The sequence below is a fragment of the Streptomyces sp. NPDC048258 genome, assembly GCF_043201995.1.
Taxonomy (GTDB): domain Bacteria; phylum Actinomycetota; class Actinomycetes; order Streptomycetales; family Streptomycetaceae; genus Streptomyces.
The window spans coordinates 195584-217331 of sequence record NZ_JBICZH010000010.1 but is presented as its reverse complement, the minus strand read 5'-3'; the positions used below and the strand labels follow the sequence as shown (position 1 = coordinate 217331).

The window sequence follows — 21748 nt, the reverse complement described above, 5'->3', positions numbered from 1 at the left end:
CGTCCGTGAGTCCCGGAACCGGGGCTTAGAACTTCAGCCCGGCTTCGCGGGCGGCGTCAGCCAGAGCGGCAATGCGCCCGGCGTATCGGTTGCCACCGCGGTCGAACACGACGGTCTCGACACCCGCGGCCTTGGCACGCTCGGCGACGAGCGCGCCGACAGCCTGGGCGTGGGCGCTCTTGTCGCCTTCGCCACCGCGGATCGAAGCGTCCAGGGTCGACGCGGACGCCAGGGTGTGACCCTGGAGGTCGTCGATGACCTGAGCAACGATGTTGCGGTTGGAACGCGTCACGACGAGGCGCGGACGCTCCGCCGTACCCGAGACGTTCTTGCGGATGCGGATGTGGCGGCGTGCCTTGGCAGCGCGCTTGTACGCGTCGCCCTTGGCGATCTTCACACCGTATGCCATGGCTACTTACCAGCCTTTCCGACCTTGCGGCGGATGACTTCGCCGGCGTACTTGACACCCTTGGCCTTGTACGGGTCGGGCTTCCGCAGCTTGCGGATGTTGGCGGCGACCTCGCCGACCTTCTGCTTGTCGATGCCCTCGACCGAGAACTTGGTCGGCGACTCGACCTTGAAGGAGATGCCCTCGGGCGCCTCCACCAGGATCGGGTGGCTGTAGCCGAGCTGGAACTCCAGGTTGGAGCCCTTCGCGGCCACGCGGTAACCGACACCGCTGATCTCGAGAGCCTTGACGTATCCCGTGGTCACACCGGTGATCATGTTCGCCACCAGCGTGCGGGACAGGCCGTGCAGGGCCTTGTTCTGACGCTCGTCGTTCGGGCGGGTGACGTTCAGAACGCCGTCCTCACCCTTGACGATCTCGATCGGCGCCTTGACGGTGAGCGCGAGGGAACCCTTGGGGCCCTTCACAGCGACCGCCTGGCCGTCGATGGTGACGTCCACACCGGCGGGAACCTGGATGGGGAGCTTGCCGATTCGCGACATTGCTTTTCCTCCGTTCCCGACTACCAGACGTAGGCGAGGACTTCCCCACCTACGCCCTTCTTGCCTGCCTGCTGACCGGTCAGGAGACCGTGGGACGTGGAGATGATCGCCACGCCCAGGCCGCCGAGGACCTTCGGCAGGTTGGTGGACTTCGCGTACACGCGCAGACCGGGCTTCGAGATCCGCTTGATGCCCGCGATGGAGCGCTCACGGTTCGGCCCGAACTTCAGCTCGAGGACGAGGTTCTTGCCGACCTCGGCGTCCTCGACCTTCCAGCCGGTGATGAAACCCTCCTGCTTGAGGATCTCCGCGATGTGCGACTTGATCTTGCTGTGCGGCATCACGACGGTGTCGTGGTACGCCGAGTTAGCGTTACGCAGACGCGTGAGCATGTCTGCGATCGGGTCAGTCATGGTCATGAAGTGGCCTTCGGCCTCTCTCGCCGGGGTTTCCTGTATGCGCCATCCCTCTCCCCACTCAGTGGCGGGACGGGTGCGGTGCGGGGACCTACGGCGTAGTAAGTCGTTATGGGCGGCGGACGCCCAACCACACAAGCCTAAGGCATGCGCGGCCGGGCACCCACCGTCCAGATGCTTACCGAGAGTGCCTGGTACCCCCCAAGTCCTTGCGGACGAGGGTGATTTACCAGGAGCTCTTGGTCACGCCCGGCAGCTCGCCACGGTGAGCCATCTCACGAAGGCACACGCGGCACAGGCCGAACTTGCGGTACACGGAGTGGGGACGACCGCAGCGCTGGCAGCGGGTGTACGCACGCACACCGAACTTGGGCTTGCGGGCAGCCTTCGCGATGAGAGCCTTCTTCGCCATCTCGCTTACGCCTCCTTGAAGGGGAAGCCGAGGTGACGAAGGAGCGCGCGGCCCTCAGCGTCGTTGGTCGCCGTGGTGACCACGGTGATGTCCATACCCCGGGTACGGTCGATCTTGTCCTGGTCGATCTCGTGGAACATGACCTGCTCCGTGAGACCGAAGGTGTAGTTGCCACGGCCGTCGAACTGCTTCGGCGACAGACCACGGAAGTCACGGATACGCGGAAGCGCGAGCGACAGCGTACGGTCCAGGAACTCCCACATGCGGTCACCACGGAGGGTGACGTGGCAGCCGATCGGCTGACCCTCGCGCAGCTTGAACTGCGCGATGGACTTGCGGGCCTTCGTGACGGCCGGCTTCTGACCGGTGATCGTCGTCAGGTCGCGGATGGCGCCGTCGATCAGCTTGGAGTCGCGGGCGGCGTCGCCCACACCCATGTTGACCACGATCTTCACGAGACCGGGGATCTGCATGACGTTCTCGTAGGAGAACTCCTCACGCAGCTTGCCCGAGATGTCCTCGCGGTACTTCGTCTTGAGACGCGGAGTGGTAGCCATCAGATGTCCTCACCCGTCCGCTTGGCAACGCGGATCTTGTTGCCCTCGTCGTCGAAGCGGAAACCGACGCGGGTAACGACCTTCTGGCCGTCCTTCTCCACAACCAGCTGAACGTTGCTGACGTGGATCGGCGCCTCGGTGATCACGATGCCACCGGTCTGCGAGCCACCAGCGGTCTGGCCGGCCTTGGTGTGCTTCTTGACCCGGTTGACACCCTCGACGAGGACGCGGTTCTCAGCGGGGAAGGCGACGATGACCTTGCCCTGCTTGCCCTTGTCCTTACCGGTGATGACCTGAACCAGGTCGCCCTTCTTGATCTTCATGCTTACAGCACCTCCGGCGCGAGCGAGATGATCTTCATGAACTTCTTCTCGCGCAGCTCACGGCCCACCGGGCCGAAGATACGGGTGCCGCGAGGGTCGCCGTCGTTCTTCAGAATGACGGCGGCGTTCTCGTCAAAGCGGATGTACGAGCCGTCCTGGCGGCGACGCTCCTTGACGGTGCGAACGATGACCGCCTTGACGACGTCACCCTTCTTCACGTTGCCACCGGGGATCGCGTCCTTGACGGTGGCGACGATGACGTCACCGATGCCCGCGTAGCGGCGACCGGAACCACCGAGAACACGGATGCAAAGGATTTCCTTGGCACCAGTGTTGTCGGCGATACGCAGTCGCGACTCCTGCTGGATCACGTGTATCTCCTGTTTGTCTGCCGGTTCCCGGCGGGGGCTTCACTCCGAGGAGCTGGGCCCCCACCGAGCCTGGCGGAACGAATCCGGGGGAAACCCCCCGGACGAATTACTTGGCCTTCTCGAGGATCTCGACGATGCGCCAGCGCTTGCTCGCCGACAGCGGACGCGTCTCCATGATGAGGACGCGGTCGCCGACGCCGGCAGCGTTCTGCTCGTCGTGAGCCTTGAGCTTGTTCGTACGGCGGATGACCTTGCCGTACAGGGCGTGCTTCACGCGGTCCTCGACGGCGACGACGACGGTCTTGTCCATCTTGTCGCTGACGACCAGACCCTCACGGGTCTTGCGGAAACCGCGCTCGGTCTTCTCAGTCACGTTGTTCTCGCTCATCAGGCGCTCTCCACCGTCTCGATACCGAGCTCACGCTCGTGCATCAGGGTGTAGATGCGAGCGATGTCCTTACGGACGGACTTGAGCCGGCCGTTGTTCTCCAGCTGACCCGTGGCCGCCTGGAAGCGGAGCTTGAACAGCTCCTCCTTGGCCTCGCGCAGCTTGCCAACGAGCTCCTCGTTGCCGAGCTCACGCAGCTCGGACGCCTTGGTTCCCGTCGCCATCACGACTCACCTGCCTCGCGCCGAACAATCCGGCACTTCATCGGAAGCTTGTGAGCAGCGCGGGTGAGCGCCTCACGAGCAATCTTCTCGTTCGGGTAGGACAGCTCGAACATGACCCGGCCCGGGTGCACGTTGGCGATCCACCACTCGGGAGAACCCTTACCGGAACCCATGCGGGTCTCGGCAGGCTTCTTCGTCAGCGGGCGGTCCGGGTAGATGTTGATCCAGACCTTGCCGCCACGCTTGATGTGGCGGGTCATCGCAATACGAGCCGCCTCGATCTGGCGGTTCGTCACGTACGCCGGGGTCAGCGCCTGGATGCCGTACTCACCGAACGTGACCTCAGTACCGCCCTTCGCCATACCACTGCGCTTGGGGTGGTGCTGCTTGCGGTGCTTGACCCTACGAGGGATCAGCATGTCGGTCAGGCCTCCGTTCCGGTGCTCTCGGCCGGAGCGGCGGCGGGAGCGTCGGCCTTGGGGGCCTCGGCACCAGCAGCCTGCTGCGGCTTGCGGCCACCACGGCCGCCGCGCTCGCCACCACGGCCACCACGGCCGGCGGGACGGTCGCCAGCGCCCTGAGCACCACGGGCCGGGCGGTTACCCGCACGGGCCGCAGCGTTCTCGGCGCGAACCTCGGCGATGTTCTTGACGTCGCCCTTGTAGATCCAGACCTTCACACCGATACGGCCGAAGGTGGTCTTGGCCTCGAAGAAGCCGTAGTCCACGTTCGCGCGCAGCGTGTGCAGCGGCACACGACCCTCGCGGTAGAACTCGGAGCGGGACATCTCGGCGCCGCCGAGACGGCCGCCACACTGGATCTTGATGCCCTTGGCGCCGGCCTTCATCGTGCCCTGCATGCTCTTACGCATGGCGCGACGGAAGGAGACGCGGGAGGAGAGCTGCTCGGCAACGGCCTGGGCAACCAGCTGAGCGTCAAGCTCGGGGTTCTTGACCTCGAGGATGTTCAGCTGGACCTGCTTGCCCGTGAGCTTCTCGAGGTCGCCGCGGATGCGGTCGGCCTCGGCGCCACGGCGGCCGATGACGATGCCCGGACGAGCGGTGTGGATGTCCACACGCACGCGGTCACGGGTGCGCTCGATCTCAACCTTCGAGATGCCGGCGCGCTCCATGCCGGACGTCATCATCCTGCGGATGGCGACGTCTTCCTTGACGTAGTCCTTGTACAGCTTGTCGGCGTACCAACGCGACTTGAAGTCGGTGGTGATGCCGAGCCGGAACCCGTGCGGGTTTACCTTCTGGCCCATTACCGGGAACCTTCCTTGCTGCTGACGACCACGGTGATGTGGCTGGTCCGCTTGCGGATCCGGTAGGCACGGCCCTGCGCACGCGGACGGAACCGCTTCAGGGTCGGGCCCTCGTCCACGAACGCCTCGCTGATGACCAGCGTGGAGGCGTCCGGGTGGTTGTAGTTGTGTGCGGCATTGGCAATGGCGCTGTCAAGCACCTTGCCAACCGGCACGCTCGCGGCCTGCGGGGCGAAACGCAGGACCGCCTGAGCCTCCGTGGCATCCATGCCACGGATAAGGTCCACCACTCGGCGGGCCTTCATGGGCGTGACGCGGATGTACCGCGCCTGGGCCCTGGCTTCCATGGTTGTCCCTTCGGTGTAAGTCATAGTCGTAACCACCCCGCCTTTAGCGGCGCTTCGACTTCCGGTCGTCCTTGACGTGGCCGCGGAAGGTGCGAGTCGGCGAGAACTCGCCGAGCTTGTGGCCGACCATCGACTCGGTGACGAACACCGGGACGTGGGTCTTGCCGTTGTGCACCGCGATGGTGTGACCCAGCATGCTGGGGATGATCATCGAGCGACGGGACCAGGTCTTGATGACGTTCTTGGTGCCGGCTTCGTTCTGGACGTCCACCTTCTTTACGAGGTGGTCGTCGACGAAGGGCCCCTTCTTGAGACTGCGCGGCATCTAAACCCGCTCCTAGCGCTTCTTGTTCGTCTTGCGGCGGCGGACGATGTACTTGCTCGAAGCCTTCTTCGGCGAGCGAGTACGACCCTCCTTCTGACCCCACGGGGAGACCGGGTGGCGACCACCACTGGTCTTGCCCTCACCACCACCGTGCGGGTGGTCAACCGGGTTCATCGCGACACCGCGGACGGACGGGCGAACGCCCTTCCAGCGCATGCGGCCGGCCTTGCCCCAGTTGATGTTCGACTGCTCGGCGTTGCCGACCTCGCCGACGGTGGCGCGGCAGCGCGCGTCGACCAGGCGGATCTCACCGGAAGGCATACGAAGGTGGGCCATCGTGCCCTCCTTCGCCAGCAGCTGCACGGAGGCACCCGCGGAACGGGCGAACTTGGCGCCACCACCGGGACGGAGCTCGATCGCGTGGATCGTGGTACCGACCGGGATGTTACGGAGGGCCAGGTTGTTGCCCGGCTTGATGTCGGCCGTGGGGCCGTTCTCAATCCGGTCGCCCTGCTTCAGAGCCTTCGGCGCGATGATGTAGCGCTTCTCGCCGTCCGCGTAGTGCAGGAGCGCGATGCGCGCAGTGCGGTTGGGGTCGTACTCGATGTGCGCGACCTTGGCCGGCACGCCGTCCTTGTCGTGACGACGGAAGTCGATCACGCGGTAGGCGCGCTTGTGTCCACCACCCTGGTGGCGAACGGTGATCCGACCGGTGTTGTTACGGCCGCCCTTGCTGTGCAGGGGGCGAACCAGCGACTTCTCCGGCGTGGACCGCGTGATCTCGACAAAGTCGGCGACGCTGGAGCCACGACGGCCCGGGGTCGTCGGCTTGTACTTGCGGATACCCATTTCTCAGTCCTCGTCCGATTCCGGACGACTAGACCTCCGTTAGGAGGCCTGGCCGCCGAAGATGTCGATTCGGTCGCCCTCAGCGAGGGTCACGATGGCGCGCTTGGTGTCAGCGCGCTTGCCGAAACCGGTCTTGGTGCGCTTGCGCTTACCCTGACGGTTGATCGTGTTGACCCCGGTGACCTTGACCCCGAAGACCGCTTCCACGGCCTGCTTGATCTGGGTCTTGTTGGAGCCAGGCGCGACGATGAACGTGTACTTGTTCTCGTCCAGCAGCGCGTAGCTCTTCTCCGAGACAACCGGCTTGATCAGCAGGTCGCGCGGGTCAGTGAAGGTCTTGCTGGTAACGGTCGCCTCAGACATCAGGCGTCGCTCCCTTCGGTCTCATCGGCCTTGGGGCCAGACACGAAGGACTCGAAAGCGGCCTGAGTGAAGACCACGTCGTCAGAGACGATCACGTCGTACGTGTTCAGCTGGCCCGGCTCCAGGATGTGAACCTGGGGCAGGTTGCGGGCGGACAGCCACGCGGCCTCGTCGGCGCGCTCGACGACCAGGAGCAGGTTCTTGCGCTCCGAGATCTTGCCGAACAGCGTCTTGGCGGCCTTCGTGGAGGCGGAACCCTCGACCACGCCGGTGACGACGTGGATGCGGGAGTGACGCGCACGGTCCGAGAGGGCACCGCGGAGGGCGGCGGCCTTCATCTTCTTCGGGGTCCGCTGGGAGTAGTCACGCGGCTGCGGGCCGTGGACAACGCCACCGCCGACGAACTGCGGAGCACGGGTCGAACCCTGGCGCGCGCGGCCGGTGCCCTTCTGGCGGTACGGCTTGCGGCCACCACCACGGACTTCGCCACGACGCTTGGTCTTGTGCGTGCCCTGACGGGCAGCAGCCAGCTGGGCGACAACGACCTGGTGGATCAGCGGAACGCTGGTCTTCGCGTCGAAGATCTCCGCGGGGAGCTCGACGGTACCGGCCTTGTCGCCTGCCGGCGAAAGGATGTCAATGGTGCTCATTACCTCAAGCCCCCTTGGCCGCGGTACGGACCAGGACGAGGCCGCCGTTCGGACCGGGGACCGCGCCCTTGATGAGGAGCAGACCCTTCTCCGCGTCAACCGCGTGGATGGTCAGGTTCTGGGTGGTGACACGCTCGTTGCCCATACGACCGGCCATGCGCATGCCCTTGAAGACACGCCCAGGGGTGGCGCAGCCACCGATCGAACCGGGGGAGCGGTGCTTGCGCTGCACACCGTGACCGGCGCCGAGGCCCCGGAAGTTGTGCCGCTTCATGACACCGGCGAAGCCCTTGCCCTTGCTGTTGCCCGTGACGTCAACCTTGACGCCGGACTCGAACACCTCAGCAGTGATCTCCTGGCCGAGCGTGTACTCGCTGGCGTCGGAGGTGCGGAGCTCCACCAGGTGGCGGCGGGGGGTCACGTCGGCCTTGGCGAAGTGGCCCTTGAGGGGCTTGTTCACCTTGCGCGGGTCGATCTCGCCGAAGGCGATCTGGACCGACTCGTAGCCGTCGATGTCGTTCGTACGGACCTGGGTAACGACGCAGGGTCCGGCCTTGACCACGGTCACCGGGACGACACGGTTGTTCTCGTCCCAGACCTGGGTCATGCCGAGCTTCTCGCCCAGGACGCCCTTGATCTGCTTTGCCATCTTCTCGACGCCTCTCAGAGCTTGATCTCGATGTCAACGCCGGCCGGAAGGTCCAGGCGCATCAGCGAGTCAACGGTCTTGGGGGTCGGGTCGAGGATGTCGATCAGGCGCTTGTGCGTGCGCATCTCGAAGTGCTCGCGCGAGTCCTTGTACTTGTGCGGCGACTTGATGACGCAGTACACGTTCTTCTCAGTGGGCAGCGGCACCGGGCCCGCGACCGACGCACCAGTGCGCGTCACCGTCTCGACGATCTTCTTCGCCGAGGAATCGATGACCTCGTGGTCGTAGGCCTTGAGCCGGATGCGGATCTTCTGTCCCGCCATGGCTACTCCGTAGTCCTGTCTGTATGTGGAAACGCTCTGGCTCTCGGTCGGCTGCGGGACGGATCCCGCGGCTTCTCTCCGACCCACGCGGTCGGGCGTGTCGCACTCCCTCTACAGAAAATTCCCATACGGAAATTCCCTCGTCCAAGGGGGTGCGGTCCCTGTGACCGCGTTTCGGGGGAGAAACACCCACCGAGCGCCTGGTGGGCACCGTGCTGACACTTCCCAGAAGATTCCCGTACGTCCGTCCCCATTGCTGCCCCGGAAGGCAGATTAAGGACGACGAGTACTGTGGGACTCGCTTCCGGTCCTCCCGGCGGGAGGCGCGCAGCATCGGCACTCAGCCGAGCAACTTGAGTAGTCTGCCATACGAGGCACGTACCTGGCCAATCGGGCGGAAGAGAATACCCCGCCACGCTGAGTGGTCAAACTGCCGCACCCGTATCGCCCGGCGGGGTTTCTCCCCCGGTCAGGAGCGCGACACGGTCCCGCAGCCCTCCTGGCGGGTCGCGTCGATGCTCTTGCTCCGGTCGTACGGGTCCTCGGGTGTTCCGGAGGGCCTCGTACCGGTCACCGGGTCCGCGTCGAAGGCCGGGTGCACGTACCCGTCGTACACCTCGCACGCGCTGTTCGCGAGGTCGACGCGGTAGGCGTCGAGCCAGAGCCGCCCGGCGGTGGCCTCCCACTTGCGCGGGTCGACGATCGAGAAGGTCATCTCGCGGCGCACGATGGTCCGCTCGACCTGGTCCGCGCCCTCCTTCGCCTTCACCAGCGGGTAGACGAACGTGTAGTCGGCCAGCACCTTTGCCTGACCGGGCTCCTTGCCGGGCTCCACCCACATCCGGCCGCGGACCTTGACCACGTCGCCCACGAGCTTGAGCTCGGCCGGGTCGTACCGGGTGAACGCGTTCAGCGGGTCCTGGTCCTTGCCTGGCTTGGCCAGCGACGCGTCCAGGCGCTCCACCGTCTCCGGGTCCTTCGGATCCAGCACGGCCAGCGCGGCCTCGGGCCGCCCTCCCCGCAGGGTCGCCGGGTCCAGGTTGGCCGCGATCAGGAACTCCTTGGCCTTCCCCAGCGCCGCCGCGACCTTCTCCGCGGACAGTCCGCCGACGGCCGTGGCCTCGGGGAGCTCGATCCCGGCGGCGCCGTCGGCCCACTGGGCGGCCGGGGAGCCGCGGAAGGGTTCCCGCAGGGTCGGCCGGTCCGGGTCCACCGACGGCGGCGGAGCGGTCGGGCGTACCGACTCCGCGGGTATCGGCGCCGCGGCCTTGGCGTCGTGCCGGGCCTCCGCCCTGCCCGTGACGCGGTCGATCAGCAGCTCGGGGCGTACGGCGATCAGCGCGATCCCGGCGATGAAGACGATGGCCGCGGCGGCCTTGAGCCGGCGCCTGCCCGCCCTCTCCCGCCGCACGGGGGCGGTGCGCCAGCCCGGCGGTTCCGGCTCGTTCCGCAGCCGCTCGGTGACCATCCGCGCCCGCGCGGAGGGCTCCCTCGGCGCGTCCCCCGCCCCCTCGGCGGCCTGCTCCATGAACCGGGCCCACTCCTCGTCGGAGAGGCCCGGCCTGTCGTTGTCGTTGTTCCCCATGTCCCACCCCTGGTACGGCCGAGAGGCCCCGCACCTTTCGGTGCGGAGCCTCTCACCTGCGGTTCTGCACGATCTAGATCACTTGCTGAAATACCCGGTGATGTCCGCGATCAGGTCCACGGTCCCCTGGTTGTTGTAGAAGCTGACCTTCCCGTCCACCACCGGGACGATCACCAGGTTCGGGATCGTGAGGCCGGGGGTGAAGTTCAGGTTCGAGGCGCTCGTACGCGTCGTACCGCTCGGGAAGACCGAGACGAAGCTCGGCTCCGTCGGGTTCGTCGCCGTCACGTTCAGCACGACCGCCTTGACCCCGGTGGCCGGGATCCCCTCGATACCCGCCACCGGCAGGGTGACCACGGTGCCGCCGGCGACCTTCGCCTGCGGGACACCCAGGCCCGCGCGGGTGTCCATCAGGCGCTTCGGGCCGATGTTGGTGTGCGTCGAGCCCGCGGTGCTGTCCGAGAAGTAGCCGGTGACGTCCGCGATCAGGTCGACGGTGCCCTGGTTGTTGTAGAAGCTGACCTTCCCGTCCACGACCGGGACGACCACCAGGTTCGGGATCGTCTGGCCCGGGGTGAAGTTCAGGTTCGACGCGCTCGTACGCGTCGTACCGCTCGGGTACACCGAGACGAAGCTCGGCTCCGTCGGGTTCGTCGCCGTCACGTTCAGCACGACCGCCTTGACCCCGGTGGCCGGGATCTCACCGACGCCGGCGACCGGGAGGGTGACCGAGGTGCCGCCGGCGACCTTGGCCTGCGGGACGCCGAGGCCCGCGCGGGTGTCCATCAGGCGCGTCGGGCCGTAGTTGGTGTGGGTGGCGCCCGCACCGCTCGACGTGAAGTAGCCGGTGACGTCCGCGATCAGGTCGACGGTGCCCTGGTTGTTGTAGAAGCTGACCTTCCCGTCCACGACCGGGACGACCACCAGGTTCGGGATCGTCTGGCCGGGGGTGAAGTTCAGGTTCGAGGCGCTGGAGCGGGTCGTACCGCTCGGGTAGACCGAGACGAAGCTCGGCTGCGTCGGGTTCGTCGCCGTCACGTTGAGTACGACGGCGGTCACGCCGCTCGCGGGGATGCCGCTGTTGCCCGCCACCGGGAGGGTGACCGAGGTGCCGCCGGCGACCTTCGCCTGCGGGACGCCCAGGCCCGCCCGCGTGTCCATCAGGCGCGTGGGGGTGACCGGGACGAACTTGACGTCCTTGATCTCCGCCACGACGGTGACCGGGAGGCTGGTGGCCACCTTGCCGTTCGTCGTGGTCGCCACGACCTGGAGCTGGTGGCTGCCGACGGCCAGCGTGGTGGAGGCCGTACGGGCGGTGCCCGCGGTGGTCGCGACCGGCTTGCCGTCGACCAGCAGCTCGAACTGGGTCACCAGGGCGCTGGCCGTGCTGGTCTCCCAGCTGAGCGACACCGGACCGGGGGTCTCGATCGGGGTACCCGGCTTGGGCGCGACCCCGTTCACCGAGGTGATGTTCAGCTTCGCCGCGGGGCCGGACTTACGGATGGTGTCCAGCTGCGGGTAGAGCGAGTTGCCCGGGCACTGGGTGTTGAAGCCGTCCCGGTGACCCGACAGCGTCTTGAACGTGTACGACTGCTTGTCGATGAAGTCGGTGCCGAAGAAGTTCTTCTGCGTGGCGCCCGCGGTCAGCGTCGTCGTGCCGTTCATGTCGCCGTCGTACTGGCCCAGCTTGTACGCGGCGACCTTGGAGATGGATTCGAGCGCGGCGGCCGAGGCCCCCGCGGTCGTGTAGTCGCCCAGTACGGCGATGCCCGTCGACTCGGCGTTCCAGCCGAAGGTGTGCGCGCCGTAGACGGGCTGGTCGGTGCCACCCTGACGGCCCTCGAAGACCGTGCCGCACTTGTCGACCAGGAAGTTGTAGCCGAGGTCGCGCCAGCCGTTGGACTGCACGTGGTAGACGTGCAGGCTGCGGACGATGGCCGCGGACTCGGAGCACTCGTACGGCGCGGTGGCCGCCGTGTGGTGGACGAAGACCGCCTTGACCTTGCCCCCGGTGAGGTAGATCGGGCCCTCGTTGTTCAGGCTCTCGTCCGCACCCCACGCGACGCGCGAGACCATGTCGGGCTTCGGCGCCGTGGAGGCGGGCCCGGGGGTCGTCGGCGGCGTGGTGGGCGGGTCGCCGTCCGCCGTCGGGAGGGCGAAGGCCACCGGGGCGGCGCCCAGGTTGGCGTCCTTCTTCTTGGCGGCCGGGGCGGCGCCCGGGTCCACCAGGTTGAGCTCCAGTCCGGCGGGGAGCGCGGCGGCGTTGCCGCCCACCCGTACCTCGGCGCCGTCGGACGGGCCGACCCAGACGGGTTCGGTCGCGCCGCGGAGCCCCGGGCGCTTGCCGTCGAGACCCGCCTTGGCCGCTTCCAGGGTGATCCACTTGGACCACTCGCCGGTCTCCGCATCGCGGGTACGGGCCTCGATGGTCCCCTTGACCTCGGCGGCCGGGTCCGTCCAGGAGACGCCCAGGAGGCCGAAGGGCTTGGTGTCCTGCTGCGAGAGGACGGCCTTGCCAGCCCCCTGCGACTTCAGCGCGAGCTTGTGGACCTTGCCCGTGACGGGACCGTTCGCCTTGCCCGAAGCGCGGTAGCGCGCCCCTGCGTTGTCATCCAGGGAGTCCGCGCCGAAACCGTTGGCCGCCCCCTGGAATCCGAGTACCGCAACCACACCGAGCGCGGCTGCAAGAGCAGTACCGCGCACACGCCCTATCTTCAAGTTGTCCCAACCCCTTTGGCGAACACACCAGGTGAGAGCACTGGTTGACCGGGATACTACTGGCTCCCGGTGACAGCCGATCGGGGTGGGACGACGTGGTCCGTTTCAGTCGGGTTCGTACGGGTGCGCTATTCCACCGACTTGTCCTTGAAGGGCGCCTTGCGGCCGCAGACGGCGGGCCAGTCCTTGGCCACGATGTTCGCGCACCAGATCTCGCCGTCGTCCTTGAACTGCTTCCAGAGCTTGACGTTGAGGTCGTCGCAGTTCTTGACCGGCGAATAGCGCGGGCACTGGCCGTTCGGCTTCTTGATCACGTGCGCACGCCAGGCGTCGAGGCCCATGGTGTTGTCCGACTCGGGCGCCGGCATGTAGCGGTTGGCCGACCAGGACGCCCCCATCGTGGCGAACAGCGCCACCGCGCACACCATGCCGGCCGAGAGCTGCCGCACCGCCCGGCGCGGGACGACCCGCGCCGCCGGGTCGGCCCCGGCCGGGCGCAGGGTGCGCTCGGCCCAGCCGGTACCCCGCTGGACCACCATCATCATGCCCAGCACGGCCAGGATCATCAGGCAGTACATGATGATCCACGTGGTCCGGGGGAAGAGCTGCACCGCCTTGTCGTGCGCCATGTTCGAGGCGAACCAGAAGCGGGCCAGCCAGGCACCCGCGAGGACCGCCGCCGCGGTGCGGACCATGATGTTCCGCAGGCCCAGGCCGACTCCGAGGCCCACGCCGAAGAGCAGCAGCAGCGCGAAGCCGGTCTGTCCCGCCATGTCGCCGGAGACCGGCCAGTCCTGGTAGGTGAGGGTTCCCGTCCGGTCGGAGGTCCAGCCCAGGACGTACGCCGGGTCCGCGTACACCCCGAGGTACGCGTAGCGGTCCGGGGTCTGCGCACCGAGCCGCACCATCTGGTACAGCAGCGGGGCGCCGATCACTCCGGCCGTGACCAGGACGGCCGCGACGAACGCGGCGGCCCGCTTCACCGTGGGGGCGCCCGCCCGCCACGGGAAGAGGAAGAGGAAGAGCAGGGCCGCACCGGGCGCGGCCCAGACGTACCAGCCGGAGTACCAGAGGAACAGCACGCCGAAGACCAGGCCGAGTGCCACGCCGCGCAGCACCAGGGACTTCAGGGAACGGGTGCCCGCCTTGCGCACCTGCAGCAGGCAGTAACCGAGGAGCGGCAGCAGCACGACCATCACGACGTGGCTGTACGGGCGGATCGGGTCGAGGAAGACCACCGCCGCCGGGACGGCGATCAGCAGGGCCCAGAACGGGCGGAGCAGCAGGCGCCACGCCAGGTACGCCATCGGGCCGAACAGGGCGCTGAAGAAGATCTGCATGTCCTGCAGGGCGAAGCCCGCCTGGCCCAGGCCGTCGTAGCGGACCTTCGCCCAGAGGGCCATCAGCGCCGGGAACGCGGGCGGGTAGATGCCCGACATGCCCTCGCCCGACAGGAACGAGTTGGCCATCTCCACCAGGACGCTCGGGTCGCCCTCCTGGCCGCCGAGCGGATGCGGCGTCCCGCGCAGCGCGACGACCACGCCGCCCGCCACCACGCCGGTGGCCAGACCGGCGAGCGCCGCGCAGACCAGGCGCTTCACCAACTGGTGGCGCCACGGGCGCCCGCGGTACGCGGTGTAGAGGAGCAGTGCGAGCAGGGGCAGCCCGAGCAGGGCCGCGTACTGCTGCATCTTGGCGAGGCCGCTGACCTGGCCGATGCGGTTGATCGGGTTGACGCCGATGCGCGTGCACAGCAGCGTGTAGCCGAGGGCCGCCACGAGACTGACCACGACCTCGGCCAGGGGGAGCACCCAGCGCCGGGACCGCCACGCACGGCTCCGGGAAACGGACGAGAGGCGCTTGCCTTCCGCTTCCTCGGAGGGGCGGTGCTCCGAGCCGGCCTGTCCGACCGCCTCGGGGGCCAGGTGTGTCATCTCAGTCCGTTTCGTGGTGTGCGGATCGGCTCAGTTCTGGCCGGAGGTGAAGGCGTGCTTCGCCAGGGTGCGGGCGCCCTCCCGGTGCCCGCGGCGCAGGGCGCCGGGAAGCATGGTGAGCGCGTGCAGGCGGGACGCGCTGTGGAAGCGGGCCGCGCGGGCCGCCTTGGGCCAGCCCCGGGCGTCCATCCGCGCGGCGACCGCGGCGAAGTACCGCGCGGCCTCGGTGAAGCGGGTGCCCGAGAAGGCCTGCACCGACGACTCGCTGACGGCGTGCCTGCGGTACTGGAAGACCGTGGTCGAGCTGTCGATCACCATCTCCTCGCCGTCCTCCAGCAGGTCGACCACCAGCGCCAGGTCCTGGATCACCGAGTAGTCGTCGCGGAAGTTCACCTTGCGCAGCGCCTCGCCGCGCCAGGCGATGGAGGGGAAATACAGCCAGTTGCCGCGCAGCACGCTGGCGGCCAGTTCCTCACCGGCCATCAGCCGACGGCCCTTCACCTGCGGCGCGTACAGCCGCTTCTTGGTGTTGTCCGCGAGTCCGCCCTGCGTCACGCGGCCTTCGCCGTCGATGACCTCGACGCCGGGCTGGACCATGCCGATGCCCGGGTGGGCGCCGATGATCGAGCGGACGGTCTCCAGGTAGTGCGGGTGCAGGAGGTCGTCGCAGCCCATGATGACCACGTAGTCGGACTCGGAGCGCTCCACGCACTTCTGGAAGTTCTTGGTGATGCCGAGGTTCTGCTCGTTGCGGGTGTACTGGACCCGCTCGTCGCCGAGCTGCTCGAACCAGCCGGGTACGTCCGGCTCCTTGCCGTCGTCGATCACGACGAGCCGGAAGTCCGGGTCCGTCTGCGCCAGGACGCTGCGCACCGCGTCCTGCATCAGCTGCACGTCCCCGTAGTAGGGGAGCATGAAGTCGAACGTCGCCATGGAGCGTCAGGCCTTCACGGAATCGGAGTCGGCAGCGGCATCGACATCGGCGTCAGCGGCCGCCGGTGCGGCGGGCGCGGGTACGGCGGGCGCGGGTACGGCGGGCGCGTCCGGGCCGAGGCGCTCGTCGTTGTGCCGGAGGCCCTCGTTGATGGCCACCGTCCGGGCCAGGTCGGTGATCTTCTTCTCCAGCGACCGGAAGCGCAGGAAGGTGTTGAGCGTGAGGAAGCCCATCGCGAGCACCATCACGTAGAGCACCAGGTCGGTGCCTCGGCCGACGCCGAGCTGATGGGCGACCCAGGTGACGTCGGTCGGGCGGAGCACCGCGTACACGTTGACGACGACGAACACCGAGAACGCTATGCGCTTCCAGGCCCGGTTCTTCGCCTGGCCCCAGGTCCGGATGAACATCAGTGCCATGGACACCGAACCGAGGATCAGCAGCAGCTGGATCCAGAAGTACTTCATCGACGCCCACGCTCCCGCAGCGAAATGTCAAAAAGGATGTTGACGCCGTTGATCAGGGACTGACCCTTGGCGCGTGAGTAATCGGTGTAGAGGATGTCCACCGGGACCTCGGTGACCCGCAGTCCGGAGCCGGCCAGGAAGCCGACGAGCTCGGACGCATGGGCCATGCCGTTCATCGTGATGTTCAGCTGCTCGGCGGCCTTGCGGCTCAGCACGCGCAGGCCGTTGTGCGAGTCGGTGAGCTTGAGCTTGCGGGCGGTGGGGCTGACCGCGGCGGCCGTACGCAGCACCACCTGCTTGATCCACGGCACCTGGCCGTTCTGCTCGATGAAGCGGGAGCCGAGGACGACGTCGGCCTCGCCGCCGCGCAGCACCGCGACCATCGTCTCGACGTCCTTGGTCTGGTGCTGGCCGTCGGCGTCGAAGGTGGCGAAGTACTGGGCGCCGGGCTGGGCGAGCGCGTAGGTGAGACCCGTCTGCAGCGCCGCGCCCTGGCCGAGGTTGACGGGGTGTCGCACCAGGTGGGCGCCGGTGGTCGCGATGTGCTTGGCCGAGTCGTCCGTGCTGCCGTCGTCGACGACGACGATGTTGGGGAACGTCTTGCGGGCCCCCTCGACCACGTCGGCGATCACCTGGCCCTCGTTATAGGCCGGTATGACCAGCCAGACATCGTCGTATTGGGACACGGTAGCTCCAGCGGAACGGGGCACAAACGAGTGCTCGGTGATCGGTGTGACGTCGTGGGCCTGCATGGTCATTTACCGACCGCACCCACGCCCGGGCTGCTTGTGTCGGCCATCTGCCCGGACCCTTCAGCGGCCGGTGCAGCCGCTCCGGGGAAGCTCAGCCTCAGAGCTGCCAGCATAGCGAGCACGGTGGCGACGGAACCGAGCGCGTAGGCAACGATCACGCGCAGGGCCACATCGCCCGGTATCAAGGTGATGCCCACCAGGACCGCGGTACCGACGGCCCAGCAGAGCAGTTGCAGGTTGTGCCGCTTGAATACCATGAGCGCCTGTCCGAGCACCATCGCGAACATGTACGCCACGGTGCCCGCGGACATCAGGAAGAAGTCGAAGCTGCCCAGCACCGGCTCGGCCTTGAAGAGCACCTCGATCAGCCAGGGTCCGAGCACCGTCGCGGGCACTCCGCCGAGCAGCCCGAGCGCCCCGACGACCACGCCGATCCGGCGCAGCATCGCCCAGAACGCTGCCCGGTCTCCGGCGGTGAAGGCGGCGGTGAGACCGCTGAGCAGCGAGGCCTGCAGCGAGCCGAAGACGAAGAGCGGCACCCGGGCCAGGACCAGCGCGCTGAGCAGGGCCCCGATCAGGGCGCCGTCGGTGGGGGCCAGCAGCTTGGTGCTCATCACCGCGGCGTTGACGACCAGCTGGGACAGCAGGGTCGCGCAGATGAGCAGGCCCAGTCCGCTGTACAGATCCCGCCAGGCGATGGGTTCGCCGGGGCCGACGGCGCGCAGCAGCGTCGGCAGGGTGACCAGGGTCGCGATGACGGGCGCGACGGCCAGGACCAGGCTGAAGGCGAGCGCGGAGTGCAGCCCGAAGAGGGCGCAGCCGGCCGCGAGCACGATCCGCAGGCCGCCGTCGACGGCGAGCTGGGTGCCGTACGCGCCGAACCGGCCGAGGCCGGCCAGCACGCCACGGGTGAGGTAGCAGACGGCCATGCCCGTGAAGGCGCCGCCGAGCGCGGCCACGAGGCCCCGGTCACCCTGGAACAGCAGGTCCGCGATCGGGCCCGCGCCGAGGCCCAGTACGAGCAGGGTCGCCCCAAGGATCCCCGCGGTGAGCACGGTGGCCCGGCGGAGCACCGGGGCGGTGCCCTGGCCCAGCACCACACGGGCCGAGACGATCCGGGTGAGCTCCTGCTCGATGGGGAAGAAGACGCCGATGCCGATGGACATCACGATCGTCCACAGCACCGAGACGTTCGCCATGGCCATGCCCCGCTCGGCCAGGCTGTGGCCGGCCACGCCCAGGTGGACGTAGGAGGCCGCGCCGAGCACGACGGTGCCGCCGGCCACCGCGACGGTGCCCGGCGGCAGCGCCGCGGTCAGCTTGTTCAGCAGGGCCCTCATCCCGTACGGCCGTCCCGGGCCTGCGCGGCCAGCGCGGTGAAGACCGGGGTGCCGAGGGCCTCGGCCAGCTGCTCCCGCCAGTCGGGCAGCGGGGCCAGGCCGGCCTCGGCCCAGCGGTCGTGCGCGAGCACGCTGAAGGCGGGGCGGACCGCGGGGCGTACGAACGCCGCGGAGTCGGTCGGACGGATCCGCTCCGGGTCCAGGCCGCTCAGCCGGTAGCTCTCGCGAGCCAGCCCGAACCAGGTCGTCCGGCCGCTCGCGGTGCCGTGGTAGACCCCGCCGGGGGCGCGGCCGTCCTGCGCGGCGAGGCCGAGTTCGACCAGTCGGCGGGCGAGCGCGTACGACCAGGTGGGCTGGCCGTGCTGGTCGTCGACGACGTCCAGGGTGTCCCGCTGGGCCGCCAGCTTCAGCATGGTGGCGACGAAGTTCGGGCCGTTCTCGCCGTACAGCCAGGCGGTGCGGACCACGTAGCCGTCCTGCGGCAGCAGCTCGGCGACGGCCTGCTCGCCGACCAGCTTGGTACGCCCGTAGGCGTTGACCGGGCCGGTCTCGGCGTCCTCGCGGTACGGCTCCGAGGCGTCGCCGGGCAGCACGTAGTCGGTGGAGACGTGCAGCAGGCGCGCACCGGCCGCGGCGCAGGCCCCGGCGAGCACGCGGACGCCGGTGCCGTTGACGGCGGTGGCGGCGTCCTCGGCCGTCTCCGCACCGTCCACGTCCGTCCAGGCGGCGCAGTTGACGACCACGGCGGCGCCCTCGACGGCGGCCCGGACGGCTGCCGGGTCGGTGATGTCGAGGTCGGCGCGGCCGAGGCCCACGGCCTCGATCCCGGCGTCCTTCAGGACGGCCAGGACGTCCTGGCCGAGCATCCCGGCGGCGCCGGTGACGAGCCAGCGCGTGGCCCCGGAGTCGGCGGTCACTTCTGCAGCGCCGCCTTCACCTTGAGCGGCTCCCACCAGGCGCGGTTCTCGCGGTACCAGTCGATGGTGGCCTTGATGCCGTCCTCGAAGGTGACCTGCGGCGCGTAGCCGAGCTCGGCGCCGATCTTGCTGATGTCGATCGAGTAGCGGAGGTCGTGGCCCTTGCGGTCCTCGACCTGCTCGACCATGTCCCAGCCGAGGCCCGCGGCCTCCAGCAGCACGCCGGTGAGCTCCTTGTTGGTGAGCTCGGTGCCGCCGCCGATGTTGTAGACCTCGCCGGCGCGGCCCTTGCGCATGGCCAGGTCGATGCCGCGGCAGTGGTCGGAGACGTGCAGCCAGTCGCGCACGTTGCCGCCGTTGCCGTACAGCGGGACCTTCTTGCCGTCCATCAGGTTGGAGACGAACAGCGGGATGACCTTCTCCGGGAACTGGTAGTGCCCGTAGTTGTTGGAGCAGCGGGTGACCACCACGTCCATGCCGTGGGTGCGGTGGTAGGCCAGCGCCAGCAGGTCGGACGACGCCTTGGAGGCGGAGTACGGGGAGTTCGGCACCAGCGGCCACTCCTCCGTCCAGGAGCCCTCGCTGATCGAGCCGTAGACCTCGTCCGTGGAGATGTGGACGAAGCGGCCGACGCCGTGCTTGCGGGCGGAGTCCAGCAGGACCTGCGTACCCACCACGTTGGTCATCACGAAGGGGCCCGCGCCGGCGATGGAGCGGTCCACGTGGGACTCGGCGGCGAAGTGCACGACGACGTCGTGACCGGGCATCACCTGGTCGACGGCCTCGGCGTCGCAGATGTCGCCCTTGACGAAGGTGTATCCGGGGTGGTCCGCGACCGGCGCCAGATTCGCCTCGACGCCGGAGTAGGTCAGCTTGTCGAAGACCGTGATCCGAGCGGCGGCATCTGCACCGAGCTGCTGGCGGACGAATTCTGAACCGATGAAGCCGGCGCCGCCGGTCACGAGGATGCGCATAATACGAAGAGTCTAGCGGCCTGCCGAACGTCACATTCCCTTGGCTCGGCTCCCCTGCACGCTCTCGCATAGGGTTCACCCATGCGTGGAATCCTTTTGGCCGGTGGCACCGGATCGCGACTCTGGCCGTTGACCCGGGCCGTTTCGAAGCAGCTGCTGCCCGTCTTCGACAAGCCGATGATCTACTACCCCCTCTCCACCCTGGTGATGGCGGGTATCAGTGAAATCCTGATCATCACCACCCCGGAAGACCGCGAGCAGTTCGAGCGGCTGCTCGGCGACGGCTCGCAGTTCGGCCTGCGGCTGGAGTACGCCGTCCAGGAGCGCCCGGAGGGCATCGCCCAGGCCTTCGTCCTCGGGGCCGACTTCATCGGTGACCAGTCCGTCGCGCTGATCCTCGGCGACAACATCTTCCACGGCAGCGGCCTCGGCACCCGGCTCGCCCAGCACACCGACTCCAAGGGCGGCCGGGTCTTCGCGTACCCGGTGGCGGACCCGACGGCGTACGGCGTGGTGGAGTTCGACGAGAACGGCCAGGCCATCTCCATCGAGGAGAAGCCGGTCAAGCCCAAGTCCCGCTACGCGGTGCCGGGCCTGTACTTCTACGACAACCAGGTCGTCGAGATCGCCCGCGGCCTGAAGCCCAGCGCCCGCGGCGAACTGGAGATCACCGCGGTCAACGACGCGTACCTCCAGGCCGGCGAGCTGAACGTCACCATCCTCGACCGCGGTACCGCGTGGCTGGACACCGGCACCTTCGTCTCGATGGTGCAGGCCTCCGAGTTCGTCCGCGTCATCGAGGAGCGCCAGGGCTTCAAGATCGGCTGTATCGAGGAGGCGGCCTGGCGGGCCGGCCTGATCGATTCCGCGCAGCTGCGCGAGCTCGCCCAGCCGCTCACCAAGAGCGGTTACGGCGACTACCTGCTGGCCCTGCTCGACGAGGAGGACGCCCGATGAAGTTCCGTGAACTCTCCATCGAGGGCGCCTTCGAGGTCACCCCGCAGCTGCACGGGGACCCGCGCGGCCTGTTCACCGAGTGGTACCGCTTCGACCGGCTGGCCGAGGTGGTCGGCCACCCGCTGAACCTGGCGCAGGCGAACCTCTCGGTCTCCTCCGCGGGCGTGGTCCGCGGCATCCACTTCGCCGATGTGCCGCGCGGCCAGGCCAAGTACGTGACCTGCGTGCGCGGCGCCGTGCTCGACGTCATCGTGGACCTGCGGGTCGGCTCCCCCACGTTCGGCACGTGGGAGGGCGTCCGGCTGGACGACGTGGACCGCCGGGCGGTCTACATCCCCGAGGGCCTCGGCCACGGGTTCTGCGCGCTGAGCGACGACGCGACGCTGTCGTACCTCTGCTCGGAGACGTACAACCCGACCGGCGAGCACTCGGTTCACCCGCTCGACGCCGACCTGGCCATCGAGTGGCCGGCCGACGTGCCGCTGCTGTCCGCGCGTGACGAGGCCGCCCCGTCGCTGGCCGACGCGGTCGCGTCCGGGCTGCTGCCCGACTACGCGGCCTGCAAGGAGTTCACCGAGTCGCTCCGCGTGAACCGACCCGCCTGACCCACCGCTGTCACGAGAGGAGGGCCGCACCCGAAAGGGTGCGGCCCTCCTCTCGTTCACCGTTCCCTCCCCGCTACGCCGAAGGGCCCCGCCCCACCGCCGAAGCGGTGGGCCGGGGCCCTTCAGTGCAACTTGGCGCTCGCGTCAGCG

Annotated in this window: 29 protein-coding genes; 2 read left to right on the top strand and 27 right to left on the bottom strand. The window is 68.3% G+C overall.

All coding sequences use genetic code 11. The features are described from left to right. Window positions 1–25: 25 nt before the first annotated feature. From rplR to rfbB, 27 genes are all read right to left on the bottom strand, one after another. Window positions 26–409: a 50S ribosomal protein L18 gene (rplR, locus tag ACGFYQ_RS23625; RefSeq protein WP_393746917.1), complete on the bottom strand. Its 384-nt coding sequence runs from the start codon at window positions 407–409 to the stop codon at window positions 26–28. Between the two features lie 2 nt (window positions 410–411). Further along, complete coding sequence (gene rplF / locus ACGFYQ_RS23620; protein WP_393746915.1) at window positions 412–951, bottom strand: 50S ribosomal protein L6; 540 nt, start codon at window positions 949–951, stop codon at window positions 412–414. Between the two features lie 20 nt (window positions 952–971). Continuing rightward, entirely contained in the window at window positions 972–1370 is a 399-nt protein-coding gene (gene rpsH, locus ACGFYQ_RS23615) for a 30S ribosomal protein S8 (RefSeq protein WP_007265911.1), read from the bottom strand. A 223-nt stretch (window positions 1371–1593) separates the two neighbouring features. Beyond that, the gene (locus tag ACGFYQ_RS23610; protein ID WP_003956452.1) at window positions 1594–1779 is read right to left on the bottom strand and encodes a type Z 30S ribosomal protein S14; all 186 of its coding nucleotides are present in this window, start codon (window positions 1777–1779) and stop codon (window positions 1594–1596) included. Window positions 1780–1784: 5 nt separating this feature from the next. Continuing rightward, window positions 1785–2336, bottom strand: a complete 552-nt coding sequence (gene rplE, locus ACGFYQ_RS23605) for a 50S ribosomal protein L5 (RefSeq protein ID WP_215143988.1) — start codon at window positions 2334–2336, stop codon at window positions 1785–1787. Continuing rightward, window positions 2336–2659 carry a 50S ribosomal protein L24 gene (gene rplX, locus ACGFYQ_RS23600; protein WP_073912889.1) on the bottom strand — a complete coding sequence of 108 codons (324 nt, stop codon included), beginning with the start codon at window positions 2657–2659 and terminating at the stop codon, window positions 2336–2338. The genes rplE and rplX overlap by 1 nt, the downstream gene beginning before the upstream one ends. A gap of 2 nt (window positions 2660–2661) precedes the next feature. Further along, complete coding sequence (gene rplN, locus ACGFYQ_RS23595; protein WP_008739701.1) at window positions 2662–3030, bottom strand: 50S ribosomal protein L14; 369 nt, start codon at window positions 3028–3030, stop codon at window positions 2662–2664. 106 nt (window positions 3031–3136) lie between these two features. Next, on the bottom strand, window positions 3137–3418 hold the full coding sequence (rpsQ, locus tag ACGFYQ_RS23590; RefSeq protein ID WP_030008467.1) for a 30S ribosomal protein S17: 282 nt from the start codon (window positions 3416–3418) through the stop codon (window positions 3137–3139). Further along, window positions 3418–3642, bottom strand: coding sequence for a 50S ribosomal protein L29 (rpmC, locus tag ACGFYQ_RS23585; RefSeq protein WP_008739703.1), 225 nt, complete (start codon window positions 3640–3642; stop codon window positions 3418–3420). Before rpmC ends, rpsQ begins: the two co-directional genes overlap by 1 nt. Continuing rightward, a complete protein-coding gene (gene rplP / locus ACGFYQ_RS23580; RefSeq protein WP_008739704.1) occupies window positions 3642–4061 on the bottom strand; it encodes a 50S ribosomal protein L16 in 420 nt (139 codons plus the stop codon). The genes rpmC and rplP overlap by 1 nt, the downstream gene beginning before the upstream one ends. Window positions 4062–4066: 5 nt before the next feature. Continuing rightward, window positions 4067–4909, bottom strand: coding sequence for a 30S ribosomal protein S3 (gene rpsC / locus ACGFYQ_RS23575; protein ID WP_008739710.1), 843 nt, complete (start codon window positions 4907–4909; stop codon window positions 4067–4069). Continuing rightward, on the bottom strand, window positions 4909–5256 hold the full coding sequence (gene rplV, locus ACGFYQ_RS23570) for a 50S ribosomal protein L22 (RefSeq protein ID WP_037792011.1): 348 nt from the start codon (window positions 5254–5256) through the stop codon (window positions 4909–4911). Before rplV ends, rpsC begins: the two co-directional genes overlap by 1 nt. A 43-nt stretch (window positions 5257–5299) precedes the next feature. Beyond that, window positions 5300–5581 (bottom strand): 30S ribosomal protein S19, encoded by a 282-nt coding sequence (rpsS, locus tag ACGFYQ_RS23565; RefSeq protein WP_008739713.1) that lies wholly within the window; start codon window positions 5579–5581, stop codon window positions 5300–5302. Between the two features lie 12 nt (window positions 5582–5593). Further along, window positions 5594–6430 (bottom strand): 50S ribosomal protein L2, encoded by an 837-nt coding sequence (gene rplB / locus ACGFYQ_RS23560; protein ID WP_008739715.1) that lies wholly within the window; start codon window positions 6428–6430, stop codon window positions 5594–5596. A 39-nt stretch (window positions 6431–6469) separates the two neighbouring features. After that, window positions 6470–6793, bottom strand: a complete 324-nt coding sequence (gene rplW / locus ACGFYQ_RS23555) for a 50S ribosomal protein L23 (protein WP_030154694.1) — start codon at window positions 6791–6793, stop codon at window positions 6470–6472. Next, on the bottom strand, window positions 6793–7443 hold the full coding sequence (gene rplD, locus ACGFYQ_RS23550; protein WP_030710344.1) for a 50S ribosomal protein L4: 651 nt from the start codon (window positions 7441–7443) through the stop codon (window positions 6793–6795). Before rplD ends, rplW begins: the two co-directional genes overlap by 1 nt. 4 nt (window positions 7444–7447) lie before the next feature. Beyond that, window positions 7448–8092: a 50S ribosomal protein L3 gene (gene rplC, locus ACGFYQ_RS23545; RefSeq protein ID WP_007265899.1), complete on the bottom strand. Its 645-nt coding sequence runs from the start codon at window positions 8090–8092 to the stop codon at window positions 7448–7450. Between the two features lie 14 nt (window positions 8093–8106). Next, the gene (gene rpsJ / locus ACGFYQ_RS23540) at window positions 8107–8415 is read right to left on the bottom strand and encodes a 30S ribosomal protein S10 (RefSeq protein ID WP_003948644.1); all 309 of its coding nucleotides are present in this window, start codon (window positions 8413–8415) and stop codon (window positions 8107–8109) included. Window positions 8416–8884: 469 nt separating this feature from the next. Continuing rightward, window positions 8885–10000, bottom strand: coding sequence for a hypothetical protein (locus ACGFYQ_RS23535; protein ID WP_393746911.1), 1116 nt, complete (start codon window positions 9998–10000; stop codon window positions 8885–8887). 78 nt (window positions 10001–10078) lie between these two features. Beyond that, on the bottom strand, window positions 10079–12703 hold the full coding sequence (locus ACGFYQ_RS23530) for a peptidoglycan recognition protein (RefSeq protein WP_393746909.1): 2625 nt from the start codon (window positions 12701–12703) through the stop codon (window positions 10079–10081). Between the two features lie 143 nt (window positions 12704–12846). Next, window positions 12847–14652 (bottom strand): hypothetical protein, encoded by a 1806-nt coding sequence (locus ACGFYQ_RS23525; RefSeq protein ID WP_393746907.1) that lies wholly within the window; start codon window positions 14650–14652, stop codon window positions 12847–12849. Between the two features lie 30 nt (window positions 14653–14682). Further along, complete coding sequence (locus ACGFYQ_RS23520) at window positions 14683–15585, bottom strand: glycosyltransferase family 2 protein (protein ID WP_393746905.1); 903 nt, start codon at window positions 15583–15585, stop codon at window positions 14683–14685. 6 nt (window positions 15586–15591) lie between these two features. After that, window positions 15592–16053 carry a DUF2304 domain-containing protein gene (locus ACGFYQ_RS23515; RefSeq protein ID WP_393746903.1) on the bottom strand — a complete coding sequence of 154 codons (462 nt, stop codon included), beginning with the start codon at window positions 16051–16053 and terminating at the stop codon, window positions 15592–15594. Beyond that, window positions 16050–16739, bottom strand: a complete 690-nt coding sequence (locus tag ACGFYQ_RS23510; protein ID WP_362395196.1) for a glycosyltransferase family 2 protein — start codon at window positions 16737–16739, stop codon at window positions 16050–16052. Before ACGFYQ_RS23510 ends, ACGFYQ_RS23515 begins: the two co-directional genes overlap by 4 nt. A 68-nt stretch (window positions 16740–16807) precedes the next feature. Next, window positions 16808–18145: a hypothetical protein gene (locus ACGFYQ_RS23505; protein WP_393746901.1), complete on the bottom strand. Its 1338-nt coding sequence runs from the start codon at window positions 18143–18145 to the stop codon at window positions 16808–16810. Next, window positions 18142–19062, bottom strand: a complete 921-nt coding sequence (gene rfbD / locus ACGFYQ_RS23500) for a dTDP-4-dehydrorhamnose reductase (protein ID WP_393746899.1) — start codon at window positions 19060–19062, stop codon at window positions 18142–18144. Before rfbD ends, ACGFYQ_RS23505 begins: the two co-directional genes overlap by 4 nt. After that, window positions 19059–20036: a dTDP-glucose 4,6-dehydratase gene (rfbB, locus tag ACGFYQ_RS23495; protein ID WP_393746897.1), complete on the bottom strand. Its 978-nt coding sequence runs from the start codon at window positions 20034–20036 to the stop codon at window positions 19059–19061. The genes rfbD and rfbB overlap by 4 nt, the downstream gene beginning before the upstream one ends. Before the next feature lie 81 nt (window positions 20037–20117). Between rfbB and rfbA the strand changes: the two genes are divergently transcribed. Further along, a complete protein-coding gene (rfbA, locus tag ACGFYQ_RS23490; protein WP_393746895.1) occupies window positions 20118–20993 on the top strand; it encodes a glucose-1-phosphate thymidylyltransferase RfbA in 876 nt (291 codons plus the stop codon). After that, entirely contained in the window at window positions 20990–21598 is a 609-nt protein-coding gene (gene rfbC / locus ACGFYQ_RS23485) for a dTDP-4-dehydrorhamnose 3,5-epimerase (RefSeq protein ID WP_393746893.1), read from the top strand. The genes rfbA and rfbC overlap by 4 nt, the downstream gene beginning before the upstream one ends. Window positions 21599–21748 lie beyond the last annotated feature (150 nt).